The sequence below is a fragment of the Clostridium sp. Marseille-Q7071 genome (assembly GCF_965112025.1).
Map to the genome: position 1 here is coordinate 4,126,570 of NZ_CBCOPR010000001.1, position 15,864 is coordinate 4,142,433.

Below are 15,864 nucleotides of genomic sequence, written 5' to 3' on the forward strand. Positions count from 1 at the left end.
TTTTATCTTCATAAAAATTCTTTTTTCATTTTTATTAACATTTTTTCATACAAGAGTATACTTATTGGCACTAGCTTCTATTGAAAGTTGTACTCCTTACTGTCACATCTCTCAGTATTAATACCCTCAAGGATAAAGTGCCCAGTATTTTTCTCTTCAAAACTTGGAACAGAAAAACATACATATAGCGGCAATCCATGTAAACCATGTGGTATATCTTTTTCCTTTGATGAAATAAAAATTGCAGTAGGCCCACATGATCCACCAATAATACCAAAGGATGATGTAGCGGTAGGGCTGAATTTTTCCTCTGGTGTCTCTGTGTATTGGATACTGCTGGCAAACTCTAGAGTATCACCTTGTGGCAAAGCAGGCTCTATTTCATATATTAACTGCATAGTGTGAAAGCTGCGACTTTCCTCTTCATCAGCTGGAAATTCCACCAATTCCGGGTCTTGAAAATATAGTGTATGTGTTATTCCTGTTACAGGATGATTAAAATAAATCTCCTTCTGTTTTTCATTCACTGACATATCTAAATGTATGTCCAGAGGTACAAAATCTTGTACAGAATAGGTTGATAGCTTCACTTTCTTTACCCTGTCCAAGCGTAAAAACCGCAATATTTTTCGGAGTTTTGAATCTGTTTTAGGATATGGAACAGAAAAACGTTCACAAGCAAAATAAGCATTCTCCTTTAAAATAGACGAATATGCTTTTCGTACAGATATTAACTCATCATTTTGTTCTTGCCACGGTGTGTTCATAGTACCACTGGAGGAATATCCATCTTCTTCTTGTTTTCCATTTATCCATATTTCTTTTATTGGTACAGACTGATAGGGATGTTCTTGTTCTGCACAACGCTCTTGTAATGGTGTTAATGCTTTCTCAATGCTTTCATACTTCTAAAAAAATTCATGGAGTTTTGTTTCATCTAAAATTGTAATAATATCAAAAACAATGCCTTTTGAAAAACGATATATAACAGGTATATACCGCTTTGTTCCTCCAAATTCAAACTGCCAGTTTACTCTCTGCGTTAGTCCACAAATCCCTTTTCCTCTGTTCCACATACTAGAGTTATAATATATTTTCATTTAGCTATCCTCCGCTTTATCTATTATATATTATTCCCAATTTATGTTTTACAAATTTATACCTTCTAAAGATATAATTCTAATTATACGGTTCATATATAATTATTAAATTAAATTTTTCTATATTTACTTCCCATATTCTTTTTATATAGCGCTCTTAACTTATCACAGGTTTCCTCATCCATGTCTTTCTTTCTTATTAAAGATGCTTGGTTCATATTAAAATAATTTATAAAATAATCCTTTGATTCTAATACTTGATAAAATTGATTATACTTAATCTTAGACTCACCTTCAAATACTGTGCTTTTTATGATTAGAAAATCCTCATAAAAATCTAATATTTCTTCCGAATTAAATACTCCCGTCTTATCTGTTTTTATTCTTTGCTTGTTTTTTCTTTCAATCTTAAAAATTATTACTCCCACTGCAACAGCCGCTAATAGAATCCAACATATAAAGAATTCTATTATATTCACTTGATTTTCACTATAAGAGAGATATACAGCCATTAAAGCAGATAGCCCAAATATAAAAGGAATTATTACTTTACTTCTTAAAAATGTTGCTATATATAAAAACTTATGATAGTCTTCTTTTCTCATACCAGTTTTCACTGTAAATAGTTTGTCGTCCATGCCTTCACCTCAATTTACTTTATATTCACTCCAAGCTCTTAATCCTACTAATTCATTTTGCCAATAATAATTATCATATATTATTTCCATCATCAAACTCTCCCCCTCTATCCTTTTCTTTGATTATTAAAATTTACCACCTTTATAAATTATATCATTATCATACTTTTCTTCAATAAATTTCATAATGAAGCTTCAATTGGTAATTTTAATATTCCAAAAACATGTGAAATAAAAGATTCAACTAAGCACACCTTTTGAAATAATTATTGCCTTGGTAATTACTGATAAGATATATGCAGAATATTAAGCGTATATTTTAATACAATAAGAAACATTCTGTTATTTTTTATATTTACACCATTCAGCAATATCTCTATTTATTACAGCAAGTCGTTGTCTCTATAAACTCAAAAATCCCCTCATTATAATTATTGAGGGGATAAAAATACACTTTAATTTTTTATTTAGATATTCTACACAACTTGGTATAAAAGTACTTCTTCTCTATATCTGCTATACATTCAATATGTACAGAGTATTGTATGTGTATAAATAATATACTTGTGTTTACCTAATATAAGTTAATCTTATTTTCATTATTTTTAAAATTAAAATTACAATTTAGAGCAATTTTTTGCTTCTGATTAAGTTACACAAAATTATAGTAAAAATTCTAATTGGTAATCTCTTGGGTCATTTTCGTATAGTTCTTTATTTATTTCCTCCGCCTCTTTACAACCTATTGCAAAGTAAAAAGCAATTGTTTCTTCAGCAGAGCCTGCACAAATATAAATTTTATCGGCATTCCACTCTCTTGCAACATTTGCAGAAATCATAAATAACTTTTTGCCTATTCCTTTATTTCTATGTTCTAAGGTTATAAAAAGTTGTTCTAATAAAACGTAATTACACTTTTCACCAAAGAATTCACGATTGATTGTTGAAAATCCCAATAATTTATTATTGCTATCAAAAGCACCAATAGCACTTCCACCGCTTAAAATAGTTTTTTCAAATTATTGAAATGATATTCATAACCATTTGGTACCAATCAGAACCTTGATAATTGATTTCTACTAATTTACGTTTTCCCTCCACCTCTCTCCATGCTTTTCCTATGTATTGAGATGGATTCATTTGCTTTATATATTCACACTCTTCTAAATTTAACTTCCTATAAATAACATTTATCATACCTTTACCTCCAAACGTACATTATATAGAAATCAATATAAGCTTTATTTCTATTGTTTTATATTTCTTGTTACAATGTTAGAACGTAAGCACCTTGTACAAATATATATTGTTTTTGGTGTACCATCCTCTAATATTTTAACTTTTTTTAAGTTTGGCTTAAAAGATCTATTTGATCTTCCACTTACATGAGAACGGGACTTACCAATTTGCTTCCCGTAAACTGTCGATTTTTCACATACATAACATTTTGCCATTATAAAAACTCCCTTTTATTATTTTTTATTCTTTTGCTTATTAAAAATACATTGGCATAAACTCACCCCTTATAAAAAATAAAAAGGCTGTAATGAAATTAGATTTTATTTACAACCTCAATAGGATTATTGATATACTATATATGCAAAATATATATACAAAAACCTATCTATTACATGAAAAAAACATACGTCAAGTATGCTATCTAATAACATATCAAATACAAAAATATGCAAATTAAAAGAACATGACAAAACATATACATTTCTTTTAATAGCTAAATTTATAAAAGTTCTAAACATAAAAATTATTTTTTAATGTTTCTTATCTCAAAAATTATATCTATATATTCTAATATTTAAATTAACTATATAAATTTACTCCAGCTTCAATTGCTATACTAATAATAAAATCTTTTTAATTATATTTATTGGGATTATAATCCCCTAACTATATACTAAATTGTTTTTACTAATTATTTATACTTCACTTGTCTTACCATTGATACTATCCTTCCTTGAAAATTCTATTTAAATGATATCACTACGTAAATCCCCCTATCAACCTACAACATTTTTCTGAAATAAAAATGCGCCATTAAGCATTTTGCTTATGGCGCATTTTATTATTAGATTTCTCTTTTTATTTTTAAAATAATTCTTTGTATACTTTTGGGAGATAAATAATACATTTCAGAAAGAGCTTTTACGGATATCCCCTCTTTATATTTCTTATAAATCTGCAAATTTCTATTATAGGTTTCCTTTTTGCTCTTGGTAGTCTCTCCCCAAGGCTTTCTATTACATTCCTTTTTAGGAATATAAATATATTTACCTTCAACGTATTCTTGAATTAAATCTAATACTTCCTTTGGCAACACTTCTGTTGCTTTAACATAGCTCATTAATATGCTCCTCCTAAATATAAATTCATTTTAGGATTGAGCAAAGGCTATTTTATATTTTACTATTATTTATTAATATTAATGCAATAGCCTCTGCTACGCATTAAATGCAGGTGTAGTCATAAAGTTATTTCCCCTCTCTCCTTAATTTCTTATAAATACCTTTCAAATAGTTTACCACAAATTATAATATAGTTCCAATTATATGAATATTTAGAATTACCTGAGCCCCAAAGATCTTTTAAAGATTCAAAAATCATCCATTTATTTTTTAGCTTTTTTAGCAACACATAACATTCCGCATGTGCCTTATGCTGGAACATATCTATTAGTTTCACTTTTATAGTTTTATGTCCTAATTGATTTATAGTTTTTATATCTATTACTAAAGTTGCTGCGTTTGCTACTTCACTTAAATATAAATTACTACTATTTATTTTAGACCTTCAATTCTCTCAACTATAGCTTTAAGCATTTCTTTATACTTTTCACCTTTAGCTTTTTCAACATCAACTATAGCCTGTGGTGCTTTTGCAACGAATTTTTTATTAGAAAGCTTCTTTTCTACTCTATCAATTTCACTTTCTAGCTTTTCTTTTTCCTTATTTAATCTTTCTAATTCCTTTTCTACATCTACTAAATCTAAAAGTGAAAGATATATTTCAGCTCCTTTAGTAACCACAGATATAGAATTCTCTAGGATTTGTTCTTTAGAAACTAAGAACTCAACTTTACTAGCTGAAGTTAATTTTTCAAAATACATTATTCCTTTTTCAAAGACTCCTTTAGCTTCACTTGAAGCAAATACTATTAATTTAGCTTTTCTTGAAAGTGGAATCTTCATTTGAGCCTTTATATTTCTAACAGTCTTAATGGCTTCTATAACATAGGTCATTTTTTCTTCTGCATCTTTAAATGAGTTTTCTTCACTATATTCTGGCCACTTAGATATTGTACTTGACTCATATTCTCCATCTAAATAAAAGAATTTTTTCTAAAACACTAATGGAGAAAAATTCTCCTTTTTTATAATTTATTATTTTAAAATAATAAATTATACTTCTTTTAAATCTGAAACATTTACCATAAATTCGTTATTATTGTTTAAATCTTTTACTAACACTTCATTATTACCCTTATTTACTGTTTCCAACCAAACTAAATTTCCATTATAGCTTACATTTATTACACCTAAAGATTGTTTTATTTCCATAACCCTATGTAAATCCATAATTATTTCTCCTTTTTTCATTGTATTTATTAACTATATTATTCCCTTCAAAACAATATAGTATGTTTATTAATTTGATACTTTTTATACTTTTTACTTCAATGTAATAAGAGAAACTAAAACGTATAAATAAACTATTAATTGCCAAATATAATAATATATTTATTTTAGATACGATAAGGAAGTGTTTTTAATAGATGAAAAAACAAAAACATTTTAGAAGGTTTTTATAAAATAAAAAATGAAGTAAATTCTAATAGAAAATAATAGATTAATTAAATATGTCACTTTGTCTATTTTATACCACATATGGTGTTTATATTCACATATATTTTATTATAAAAAGGTTAAACTACAAATGTGCTTGAATATAGTATATATTTTTGAAGGGAGTAATATTTATGAATAACAAAAATTTAGAAGAAGCTAAACAGGCAAATGCTCAATCAAGAGCTAATAGCGGCATGACTAATAGTGGAAATACTGGTATGACTAGTAGCACTAACAACTCTGAGTTAGAGGAAGCTAAACAAGCAAATGCTCAGTCAAGAGCTAATAGCGGCATGACTAATAGTGGAAATGCTGGTATGACTAGTAGCACTAATAACTCTGAGTTAGAGGAAGCTAAACAAGCAAATGCTCAGTCAAGAGCTAACAGCGGCATGACTAATAGTGGAAATACTGGTATGACTAGTAGCACTAATAACTCTGAGTTAGAGGAAGCTAAACGAGCAAATGCTCAGTCAGGAAATCCTATGAAGTAACTTAAAATAGGCAGAATAAAGTCTGCCTATTTTAATTTATATTATTAAGAGTCTGTCAAGAATTTTGTGTAAACTTCCATAAACATTTTAAAATATTCAATATTTTTGCAACAAGGTAGCATGTTGATTTATTATTACGTATCAACATTTTTTTAAAATGACTGATTGTAAAATGAAATTGAACTAAAAAAATCTATAGTGAATTATTCTGTATTATGATTTAATCAGAAAACAAAATCTAAACAGGAGATAACCACTATGAACTACACAAATAATAACACAGAATCGCGTAAATTAAATCGTCCTATAAATACTATTCTTAATAAAATTCATCGTGGTACTACTACTCAGATTAAGCAAGGAAGAAAAGTTGAAGTTTATCTTGCTGATACTGGTGAAGCAATCTATCTTAAGAACCGTCAGAACTCTCATCATCTATATAAGCCTCTTGAATGTAGCACATTCATAAACTATGTTATAGATAAGATTATAAACGATTCATGGTCTCCTGATGCATGTTTTGGCAATGCTCTTAAAAGAGCTGAATTTGAACGTTCTCAAATGGTTTCTCTATAACTATATTGATCTTGGTCTTTTAAGGGTTAAGAACTCAGATTTAACATTAAAACTAAGACACAATATAAAGCTATCTAAAGTTCGTAAGAACAAGAAAAAACTTGGCAAAAGCATTGAGGAATGTCCTGATTCCATTAACAACAGAGAAGAATTCGGCTATTGGGAAATAGATACTGTAATTAGTGAAAAAACTAATGATGACCGCGTTCTATTAACTATTCTTGAACGTAAGACTAGGAATGCTCTTGTACGCAAAATCCCTTCTAAAACATCTGAAGCTGTTATGAATGAACTTACGAGTATTCGTCAGCTGTTTGGTGATAAATTTAGTCAAGTTTTTAAAACTATAACTGGCGATAATGGTTCTGAATTTGCAGAACTATCATCTCTTAAAACTGATACAGAGACTATGGTGTATTATACCCATCCATATTCATCATTTGAAAAAGGAACCAATGAAAGGCATAATAGGTTGATACTCCGATTCATCCTAAAAGGTAAGAGTATAGATGGCTATACTTCTGATAACATTGCTTTTATAGAAGACTAGATGAATACATTTCCTCGAAAGATACTAGGTTATAAAACCCCAGAAGAACTTTTTGAGGAATAACTGGATATAATATATGCTATCTGGAGAGCATCTGGAAAATTAAGTCATAATAAGAAATAGTTCAATTTGTTATTACAATTTATCTCTTAATATTCCTTAACCTTTACTCATCTTTATCAAAGTTTTTACATGTTATTGATTAATTATCAATATCATACATTAATTTATATTTTTTATGCTATTCTAATAACTCCTGCTAATGTTGCAGAATTCAGATACGGATGTCCGTAATGAAATGTAGTTTTCTTAGTTTCTTCTTCAAATATTTCTTTAAATTTATCCCTATCATATAGAATCTTTAACTCCTTATCCCTGTCTTCGATCATTGTAATTTATATTAGTACTTATTAAATAACTCTCATCTAAACCTTTTTATAGTAATTGCTATTATATTCTACATTTAGTTCAGTAATGCCTGACTTCAATAATTTCTCTTCGATTACACGTTTTTTTTCATTACTTTCCATGATGTTGATGGTATTGAATACTCCATCTGCAATTGTATCAAATTGATGCATCGGTATGCCTACTGCTAATTCATGATCTTTCCATCCAGATCTATGCCTAGTTCCAATACATAATAAGGATACTTGCATATCTTGTGTCACATAAGGTTTAGCACTACATTCATAGCATATAGCTTGATTGCCCAAGAACCCAATATCCTTTCTTGCTCCATAGTGATATGAATATCCTTGTACTATTCTCATTAAATTATAGGGGTTAGTTACTATTAGCGCGATGTCAGGAGAGTCCTCGAACATACTTAAAGGCTGGACTAAAACACCATATGGCTCCTCTTTAGAATATGAGAGGCTATCCCTAACTTCTTTTGCAACTTCAGCATCTTTATACAGTCCTAGCCGTACCCAATTTTGGCCTCTTTCATTTACAGTATCTTCTTGAAATCCAAGAGTTCGAGCAGCGCTAGTACACGCTAACATATCTCCAGTTGCTTTCAATGAGTGTCCACATGTGGCACTTTTAACCATTCCACAATAGTTTATTTTTTTTATAGGACATTGACCACTTAGTAGTTCATATTCTTTTTTAGAAAAAGCAAACTTAATTCCAACTATTTGTCTTTCTAAATCTAAAGCACAGTTGAGTTTCAATAAAGCTTGTTTCCAACTTGGTTCCATATCATTTCTCCTCTCCATGTATATATCTAATATTATATAAAACAGCACTGCTATTATATAAATTGCTGTGCTGTTTTAGTAAATTGTATTAATTAAATTTTTACTACAACTATAGGGATACAAGCTCGAATTTTAAATTATTCATGAACCTTAAAAATATTTCCATGCAAAATAAAGCATTGATTTTTAAGTGGTCACGAGCATGCATCACTATTTTAGGTTCCAAAATTTTAAATGTATAAGTTAAATTGTGATTTTGGAACCCTATATTTGCTTTTCATTTTATTTATAATGAGTATATACCCCTGGGAATTTAGCGTCTATTTCATCTTTTACTGATTGTATTTTTAGACATTTTGCATAGTCAATAGCCCATTGCTTGTCTTTGTTTTCTGCTTTAACTACAGGTCCAATTGGGTAGTCTACAGATTGTTTATCACGAACTAAATATGTAGAAGGATTTTTTCCTGCATTGAACATATGAGTGAAGAATACTAGTGATCCATCCATATCTTCTAGGCTTCTTACAGTTTGAGCTTGTTCCATATCAATGATTTGAATATTTTTAGGGTTTTTAGCTACATCAGCTACAGTATATGGACCTTTATGGTCTTTAGCTAATTCAATGAGACCTGCGTCTTCAAGTACATGCATACCTATATCCATGTTCATAGCATCATTCATAATTGCTATTTTAGCACCTTCAGGAAACTCAGATACAGATTTATATTTTTCTGAATATAGACCTATTCCTGTATAATAACCATATGGTTCTAACATATGTAAGTCTCCTTTTTGACCTTGATTAAATGTTTCAATAAATTTCTTATGCTGACCTATAGAAATATCTACTTCTCCATCATTAGCAGCAGTTACCACCAAAACATTTGAATCAAATAGAACAAATTCTGTCTTATATCCTAATTTAGCATATTCTTTTTCTATAGCATCATAGGTTACTTTAGAGATTTCAGTACCTCCTACTCTAATTACATTCTTTTCATCTTCTTTTTTATTGCCACAACCTACCAACAATGATGATATCATTATTGCCAAGGCAATAAACTTTAATAATTTACTTGCTCTAAATTTCATTTTTTTCTTCCTTTCTACTTTAAAATTTTATAAATAAATCTACCTAATCCTTGAATTAGAAGAACCATAATAAGTAAAATAGCCACAATGAAATACATGATTAAATCGTCAAACCTTTGATATCCGTATGCAAGAGCTACAGCGCCTAATCCACCAGCTCCTACTGCACCAGCAATAGTTGTAGTATTTAGCATATTTATAATCATCATAGTAAGATTAGATACTAAATTTGGCAAGGCAACTACATACATAACTTTAAATACAATTTGTAGCGTTGAAGCTCCCACAGATTTTGCAGCCTCTATTAATTGTTTATCTACTGTTCTCAACGAATTTTCAACTATTCTAATTGCGTAGGGTACACCTGCTATAGAAATTGAAAAAATTGCTGAATTTGCTCCAACAGTAGTTCCTATAATCAATCTTGTCAAAGGCATTAATGCCACTATGAGAATTAAAGTTGGGAAAGACCTTAATATGTCGGCACATTTATCAATTATGATAAATACAAATTTATTTGGTATTAATCCATCTTCGTCAACAAGTACTAATATAGTACCTAAAACAAGTCCTATAATAATAGAAAACAGAGAAGAAAAAAACAATATTTTTACTGTCACCCATATAGCAGGAATAATCACAGTAGGTAAGTACTCAAATAAGCGGGTATTACTTGCATCCATCAATAACACCACCTTTACTTACTAACCTAAATTCAACACTCTTCTTCTGTAAAAACTCTATTGTTTTATCAAAATCATTTTCATCAATATTTATAAGTAGATTGTTGTAACGAATGGAATCATTATTATAAAAATCACTATCTAATAAATTAAAATCTCCTGAGATATATTTAGCTAGTTGAGAAACTACACCATAATCTCTGTTTAAATTAACATTTAGTCGAATATTAACACCACTTTTAGGTAAAATGACCTCCTTTTCTCCTAATAAGTTTAGAAGAGACTTAGGTTTATCTGAAAATAAATCAATAACATTTCCTGATTCCGTTATTTTACCTTGTTCTAAAATAGATAGTTCATCACAAATACCTTGTACAACATCCATTTCATGTGTTACAACCAAAACAGTTATATTCATATCCCTACTAATTTGTTTAATGAGATTAAGAATAGATTTTGTAGTATTAGGATCTAAAGCTGATGTAGATTCATCAGATAAGATGTATTTAGGTTTTAAAGACAAGGCTCTAGCAATTGCAACTCTTTGTTTTTGTCCCCCGCTTAATTCAGTTGGGTAAGCATATATTTTATCTTCCAAACCTACCATTTCAACTAACTCTTTTACACGATTATGTATATCATCTTTTTTATATCCCCAACATTCTAAAGGAAATGCAATATTTTTATATACAGTCTTCCTATCTATCAATGAAAACTGCTGGAAAATCATCCCCATATCTTTTCTAAAATTGCGCATTTCATATCTATTTAAATCTTCTACTTTTATACCATCTACAACAATTGATCCTTTATTATACTTCTCCAAACCATTGATACACCGTAGTAGGGTGGACTTTCCAGCACCGCTTTGCCCTACAAGTCCATATATCATTCCAGTATCTATTTTTAAATTGACATTGTCTAGCACTTTGCGAGTATGAAATGACTTTTCTAAATTGACAATTTCTATCATATTTCCTCCTTTATATGCATAAATATAAATAAAAATTAACTTAAAGTAAAATCATTACTTCTTATTTTTTAAAATTTCTTATTATATACTAATTATTTGAGAAATTATAATAATCATTAATAAAGTATACAACTTTGTATAACATTTTAAAAATTTAAAAATCCAATAGATACATAACTATCTATTGGATTTAACTATATAAAAAATATATTTTTATCATATAACAAATTCTCATAATATTTACCTGAATTATAAATTCATTTGAATCCCTGAACTACTTTATATTTAAATATACAATTTATATGGTACTACTACCTTAGTATAGAAGAAATATATATCAACTATATTTAATAGTTTTTGTCATTACTCCTTCTACTTAAGTCTTGTAAATTTATTAATTTCTAGCTCATCTTTCTCTAAAGACTATACTTGTACTAATAACTTTTGAATCTCATCTTCTTCTAACATTCTATACTGCCCTTTTTTAAGTGTTTCATCTAGCATTAACTCTCCAATGGAAATCCTCTTTAAATAAATAACATAACAACCTACTGCTTTTAACATACGTTTTACCTGATGTTTACGTCCTTCTGAAATTGTGAGATATCCGGATACAACCAGTTGTTCATAGTGATTTGAATCTATATTATAAAATCTTCTAATATCTGTGTCCTGTTCAAACTCTTTATATGTTCCACATCTTACCTCATCTATTTTTGCAGGCTTCGTCAATGCTTCACCTTCTCCTATAGAAATGCCTTCTTCTAACTTTTTTATCTCCACTTCATTTAGGGAACCTAATGCAATAAAAAAATATTTCTTTTCAATATGCTTTTCTGGATACATCAATTTATGATTAAAGTCTCCATCATTGGTAAACAACAACAATCCTTCCGTATCCTTGTCTAATCTTCCAACATGAAATATTCCACTAGTGTTAACTCCCTGTAAAAAATCAAAAACTGTTTTATTTACTGCATCTTTTCTTGCAGTAATACATCCCTCTGGTTTATGAAACATATAATATACTTTTCCTGTGTAGGCAACCACCTTATCAAGATACTCAATAACATCAGTACTTTCACTAATTTCCATTATCGGTTCTGTTACAACTTGTCCATTGACTTTAACAGCCCCTTCTTTAATATAATTTCGAACATTTTTCCGTGTTCCAACTGCTGATTCTGCTAAAAATTTATCTAATCTCATGTTTCCTCACTTCTAATCATTTGTAAAATAAATTTAACTATATTAATATATAATATTTTTATTTTGGAGTAAAGATTATAACTCTAAAATTTTAAAAAAGAACTAGGTGATTTCTCTCCTAGTTCTTTTTACCTCTTTCATTTTATACTTGTGAATTCCATGAGTTCCAGCATTAATTCTCAAGACTTAACCATGCTTCCATAACTATATCCAATTCTTTATTTAATTCTTCTTTTCTACAATACAACTTATTAAGCTCTTCATAATCTAATAAGCTGTTAGACATAGCTAAATCAAGCTCTCTTATTTCATTTTCAAGACTTTCAACTCTTTTTTCAGCCTTAGCCTTTTCCGCTTCCTTCTTTTTACTTTCATCAATATTTCTTGGCTTCTTAATTTTTTCAGCCTTTATCACCGGTTCTTTAGGCGCCTTCAAACTTAATTCATCTTTTATGCTTTTATAATAATCATAATTACCAGAATAACTTTTTAGTGCATTGTCCTCAACAGCAATAACTCTTTCTCCAATTTTATTGATAAAATATCTGTCGTGAGAAATGAAGAATATAGTTCCTTTAAACTCTTCCAAAGCTTCCTCAAAGGTTTCTATGGAATCAATATCAAGATGATTAGTTGGCTCATCCAGTATCAATAGATTTATATCTTCATACAATAATTTACCTAACTTTAGCCTAATCTTCTCTCCTCCTGACAAATGTTTTACTTTTTTAAATACACTTTTACCATAAAACATGAACTTCGACAGGTATTCCCGTGCTTTTCCCTCCAGTATAGAAATATCTTCCCTAAAGCACTCTAACACAGTGAGCTCTTCATTTTTAAAAGTTATTTTCTGTGGTAAATATGATGCCATAACATTTGCTCCTAATTCTACTACTCCATCATCAGGATGTTCTTCACCTAATAGTAATTTTAAGAAAGTGGTTTTTCCGCATCCATTGGGACCTATTAATGCAACTCTTTCACCAAAATTAATCAATAAATTTGCATCCTTAAAAATAACCTTATCTTCAAAACTTTTAGAAAGTTCTATGGCTTTGATAGTCTCATTACCTGACCGCTGTGCAGATTTTAAATTTAGTTTCATATTTTGTTTTTCAAAAATTGGTTTTTCTATTTTATCCATTTTATCAAGCTTTATTTGTATACTTGCAGCTCTTCTAAAGAATTTATTATTATCAGCTCTCATAGCCCAATCTCTTAAATCCTTTACGGTCTTCTCCATAGCATTTATCTTCTTTTGCTGTTCTCTAAAATTCTCAAATTGAATTCTCATATTTTCTTCTTTTTGATTAACATAAGAAGAATAATTGCCCTTGTAAGCTATAGACTTCATATCCTCTATTTCTACTATTTTTGTTACTACATTATCTAAAAAATATCTATCATGAGATACAATAATTACAATTCCTTTATAAGCTTTAAGATAGCCTTCGAGCCATTCAATAGAATCCATATCCAGATGATTTGTAGGTTCATCCAGTAGTAATATATCTGTATTATCAATCAAGAGCTTCCCAAGAACTACCGTAGTTTTTTCCCCACCACTTAATAAACTAAAGTCTTTATTTAAAAAGCTATCATCAAATTTTAGTCCAGTACAAATTTTGCCTAATTTTTCTTCTATATCATATCCTCCATTAACCTCATATAGTTGAACTAAGTCACTATACTGCTTCAACACTTTTTCTAGCTCAGCACCTTCTAAAGCTTTCATTTTATCTTCTAATTTATGCATTTCCCTTTCTATGCTGTGAGCTTCCTCAAAAGCCAAATTTAACACATCAATAACTTTCAAACCTTCAGGATATTGAGGTATTTGTTCAAGATAAGCTCTAGTGGCTTCTCTAGGTATAGAAATAAATCCTTCATCATATCCAGGGCTTGTAGCACCTGGGTAACCAACGCAATAATTCATTGGTTCTATTCCCGCTATTAATTTAAGAATAGTGCTCTTTCCACTTCCATTTGCACCTACTATACCAACCTTTTCTCCTGCATAGACTTGAAAAGTTATATCTTCAAGAATAAGGGTAGCATCCATATATTTTTTTATACCATCTAATGATAATTGAAACATAAAAATTCCTTCTTTCATCCATCTTTTAAATCAGCATCTTATGGATAGGCAGAAAAAATCTTAACTACTATACTATTACATTTTTTAAAGAAATTTTAAAAATAAAAAGACCATAAGAAGATGATTCTTCTTACAGTCCAAAATACTCTATTATTATAATTTATTTAAACCTAGATATAATCAAAAATTACGAATGTAAATAAAAACATCCATTATGCTTATATACCTAATTGCAGAGTTTCTCAAAAACTCTAGCTCAATATTTCAAAATAAATATTTGAAACATTATATAAATTATAATATTGAATTTCAGTAAAGTAAGTTACCTTCTAAATGCCTTATTCCATAAAGAGCATAACAATAAAACCTAAATATAATTAGGCAAATTTAAAACTCATTATAAAATACATATTAATTTAAAATTAATATTAGCAATTAGCTGGTGTCATAACTTACTTCCCTCCTTCAATGTTTTCTTTATTATATCATCATTTGTATTTTATGTAAATAAGTTAAAATAATGCATTTATTATCTAAAATCTCTTGAATGATTATTACCTTAAGCTAATCCTTTATTTCCCATTTATCCTGTTTATTATTGTAATGTACATAAAAACTTTTCTTTACTGGCAACCTACAATCTTTATCCTCAAAAATATAAAAATCACCTTGAACCTGGCCACAGTGTGGGCAAATGTGTACTGCATAAGGTGTCTTAACAATAGATGTCGAGCGATATTCCATTTTTATCCCTAAGTTATTAGCAAAATCCGCATAAGATTTAGGTTTATTCCATGTTAAATAATATTCATATGTTTTAGTGTATTGAAGGTTCTTCGGTGGTTTAGAAAATGGCTGTAATATATCCATACCCTTTCCACATCTACAGCAGGGGTACCCTTCTCTGATCTCCATAAATAACTGTATATCGTTTAAATCATTTGAATAATCATCTTCTTGTAAGATTTCTTTCCTTTTTTCACTATCTGCATAAATAAAGACATCAGTATTCAACCATTTCAATACAGGTATTAAATCTTTGCAAACAGGAAAATACCAGACTTTTCTTTTAAAATCCCACTTTGCCCCTGCTTTTTTCGCTTCTTCTTTTTCTTCGTATTTTACATTTAATTTAATTCCTTTTATTTCCATATTCTTCTCACCTTTACAAGTATTTTACTGTAAATTTTGAGTTCTTTATTTATAATGTTAAATATTTTTTCATAATATGATACTTTTTAAAGAATAAAAGTTACCGAAATCTAGCATGTACTCTAAGACATCAATCATCGTAACTTGTCTAAAATGCTGAACTCTATTTTAACACTATACTTAGTCACATCTGTTCCCTTAACAAAATATCTAAATATCTTTTCAAAG

At 29.0% G+C, this 15,864-nt stretch carries 18 protein-coding genes and 1 pseudogene; 2 read left to right on the forward strand and 17 right to left on the reverse strand.

The window, feature by feature from the left end; genetic code table 11:
- Positions 1-77: 77 nt before the first annotated feature.
- From ACWPW7_RS19615 to ACWPW7_RS19655, 9 genes are all read right to left on the reverse strand, one after another.
- Entirely contained in the window at positions 78-767 is a 690-nt protein-coding gene (locus ACWPW7_RS19615; protein WP_454054894.1) for a hypothetical protein, read from the reverse strand.
- 141 nt (positions 768-908) lie between these two features.
- Positions 909-1,100 (reverse strand): hypothetical protein, encoded by a 192-nt coding sequence (locus tag ACWPW7_RS19620; protein WP_454054895.1) that lies wholly within the window; start codon positions 1,098-1,100, stop codon positions 909-911.
- Positions 1,101-1,210: 110 nt separating this feature from the next.
- Positions 1,211-1,738 (reverse strand): YcxB family protein, encoded by a 528-nt coding sequence (locus ACWPW7_RS19625; protein WP_454054896.1) that lies wholly within the window; start codon positions 1,736-1,738, stop codon positions 1,211-1,213.
- A 662-nt stretch (positions 1,739-2,400) separates the two neighbouring features.
- Positions 2,401-2,694, reverse strand: coding sequence for a GNAT family N-acetyltransferase (locus ACWPW7_RS19630; protein ID WP_454054897.1), 294 nt, complete (start codon positions 2,692-2,694; stop codon positions 2,401-2,403).
- Positions 2,695-2,752: 58 nt separating this feature from the next.
- Positions 2,753-2,935, reverse strand: a complete 183-nt coding sequence (locus ACWPW7_RS19635; protein WP_454054898.1) for a hypothetical protein — start codon at positions 2,933-2,935, stop codon at positions 2,753-2,755.
- Positions 2,936-2,985: 50 nt separating this feature from the next.
- Complete coding sequence (rpmB, locus tag ACWPW7_RS19640; protein WP_454054899.1) at positions 2,986-3,192, reverse strand: 50S ribosomal protein L28; 207 nt, start codon at positions 3,190-3,192, stop codon at positions 2,986-2,988.
- A gap of 629 nt (positions 3,193-3,821) precedes the next feature.
- Positions 3,822-4,097, reverse strand: coding sequence for a CD3324 family protein (locus ACWPW7_RS19645; RefSeq protein ID WP_454054900.1), 276 nt, complete (start codon positions 4,095-4,097; stop codon positions 3,822-3,824).
- A gap of 433 nt (positions 4,098-4,530) precedes the next feature.
- Entirely contained in the window at positions 4,531-5,049 is a 519-nt protein-coding gene (locus tag ACWPW7_RS19650; protein WP_454055546.1) for a hypothetical protein, read from the reverse strand.
- 102 nt (positions 5,050-5,151) lie between these two features.
- Positions 5,152-5,328 carry an H-type small acid-soluble spore protein gene (locus ACWPW7_RS19655; protein WP_454054901.1) on the reverse strand — a complete coding sequence of 59 codons (177 nt, stop codon included), beginning with the start codon at positions 5,326-5,328 and terminating at the stop codon, positions 5,152-5,154.
- 401 nt (positions 5,329-5,729) lie between these two features.
- Between ACWPW7_RS19655 and ACWPW7_RS19660 the strand changes: the two genes are divergently transcribed.
- Both ACWPW7_RS19660 and ACWPW7_RS19665 read left to right on the forward strand, forming a co-directional pair.
- Positions 5,730-6,092 carry a hypothetical protein gene (locus ACWPW7_RS19660; RefSeq protein WP_454054902.1) on the forward strand — a complete coding sequence of 121 codons (363 nt, stop codon included), beginning with the start codon at positions 5,730-5,732 and terminating at the stop codon, positions 6,090-6,092.
- Positions 6,093-6,350: 258 nt separating this feature from the next.
- A pseudogene (locus tag ACWPW7_RS19665) lies at positions 6,351-7,281 on the forward strand (IS30 family transposase).
- A gap of 173 nt (positions 7,282-7,454) precedes the next feature.
- Here the strand turns inward: ACWPW7_RS19665 and ACWPW7_RS19670 are convergent.
- The 8 genes from ACWPW7_RS19670 to ACWPW7_RS19705 all read right to left on the reverse strand — a co-directional run bounded on the left by ACWPW7_RS19670 (position 7,455) and on the right by ACWPW7_RS19705 (position 15,636).
- Complete coding sequence (locus ACWPW7_RS19670; protein ID WP_454054903.1) at positions 7,455-7,607, reverse strand: hypothetical protein; 153 nt, start codon at positions 7,605-7,607, stop codon at positions 7,455-7,457.
- 36 nt (positions 7,608-7,643) lie between these two features.
- Entirely contained in the window at positions 7,644-8,423 is a 780-nt protein-coding gene (locus ACWPW7_RS19675; RefSeq protein ID WP_454054904.1) for a DUF169 domain-containing protein, read from the reverse strand.
- 282 nt (positions 8,424-8,705) lie between these two features.
- Positions 8,706-9,518 carry a MetQ/NlpA family ABC transporter substrate-binding protein gene (locus ACWPW7_RS19680; RefSeq protein WP_454054905.1) on the reverse strand — a complete coding sequence of 271 codons (813 nt, stop codon included), beginning with the start codon at positions 9,516-9,518 and terminating at the stop codon, positions 8,706-8,708.
- Positions 9,519-9,532: 14 nt separating this feature from the next.
- Positions 9,533-10,201 (reverse strand): methionine ABC transporter permease, encoded by a 669-nt coding sequence (locus ACWPW7_RS19685; protein WP_454054906.1) that lies wholly within the window; start codon positions 10,199-10,201, stop codon positions 9,533-9,535.
- Positions 10,188-11,174, reverse strand: coding sequence for a methionine ABC transporter ATP-binding protein (locus ACWPW7_RS19690; RefSeq protein ID WP_454054907.1), 987 nt, complete (start codon positions 11,172-11,174; stop codon positions 10,188-10,190). Before ACWPW7_RS19690 ends, ACWPW7_RS19685 begins: the two co-directional genes overlap by 14 nt.
- A 423-nt stretch (positions 11,175-11,597) precedes the next feature.
- Complete coding sequence (locus ACWPW7_RS19695) at positions 11,598-12,383, reverse strand: pseudouridine synthase (RefSeq protein ID WP_454054908.1); 786 nt, start codon at positions 12,381-12,383, stop codon at positions 11,598-11,600.
- A gap of 172 nt (positions 12,384-12,555) precedes the next feature.
- Complete coding sequence (abc-f, locus tag ACWPW7_RS19700; RefSeq protein WP_454054909.1) at positions 12,556-14,484, reverse strand: ribosomal protection-like ABC-F family protein; 1,929 nt, start codon at positions 14,482-14,484, stop codon at positions 12,556-12,558.
- A gap of 564 nt (positions 14,485-15,048) precedes the next feature.
- Entirely contained in the window at positions 15,049-15,636 is a 588-nt protein-coding gene (locus ACWPW7_RS19705) for a DUF5710 domain-containing protein (RefSeq protein WP_454054910.1), read from the reverse strand.
- Between the last annotated feature and the right edge of the window lie 228 nt (positions 15,637-15,864).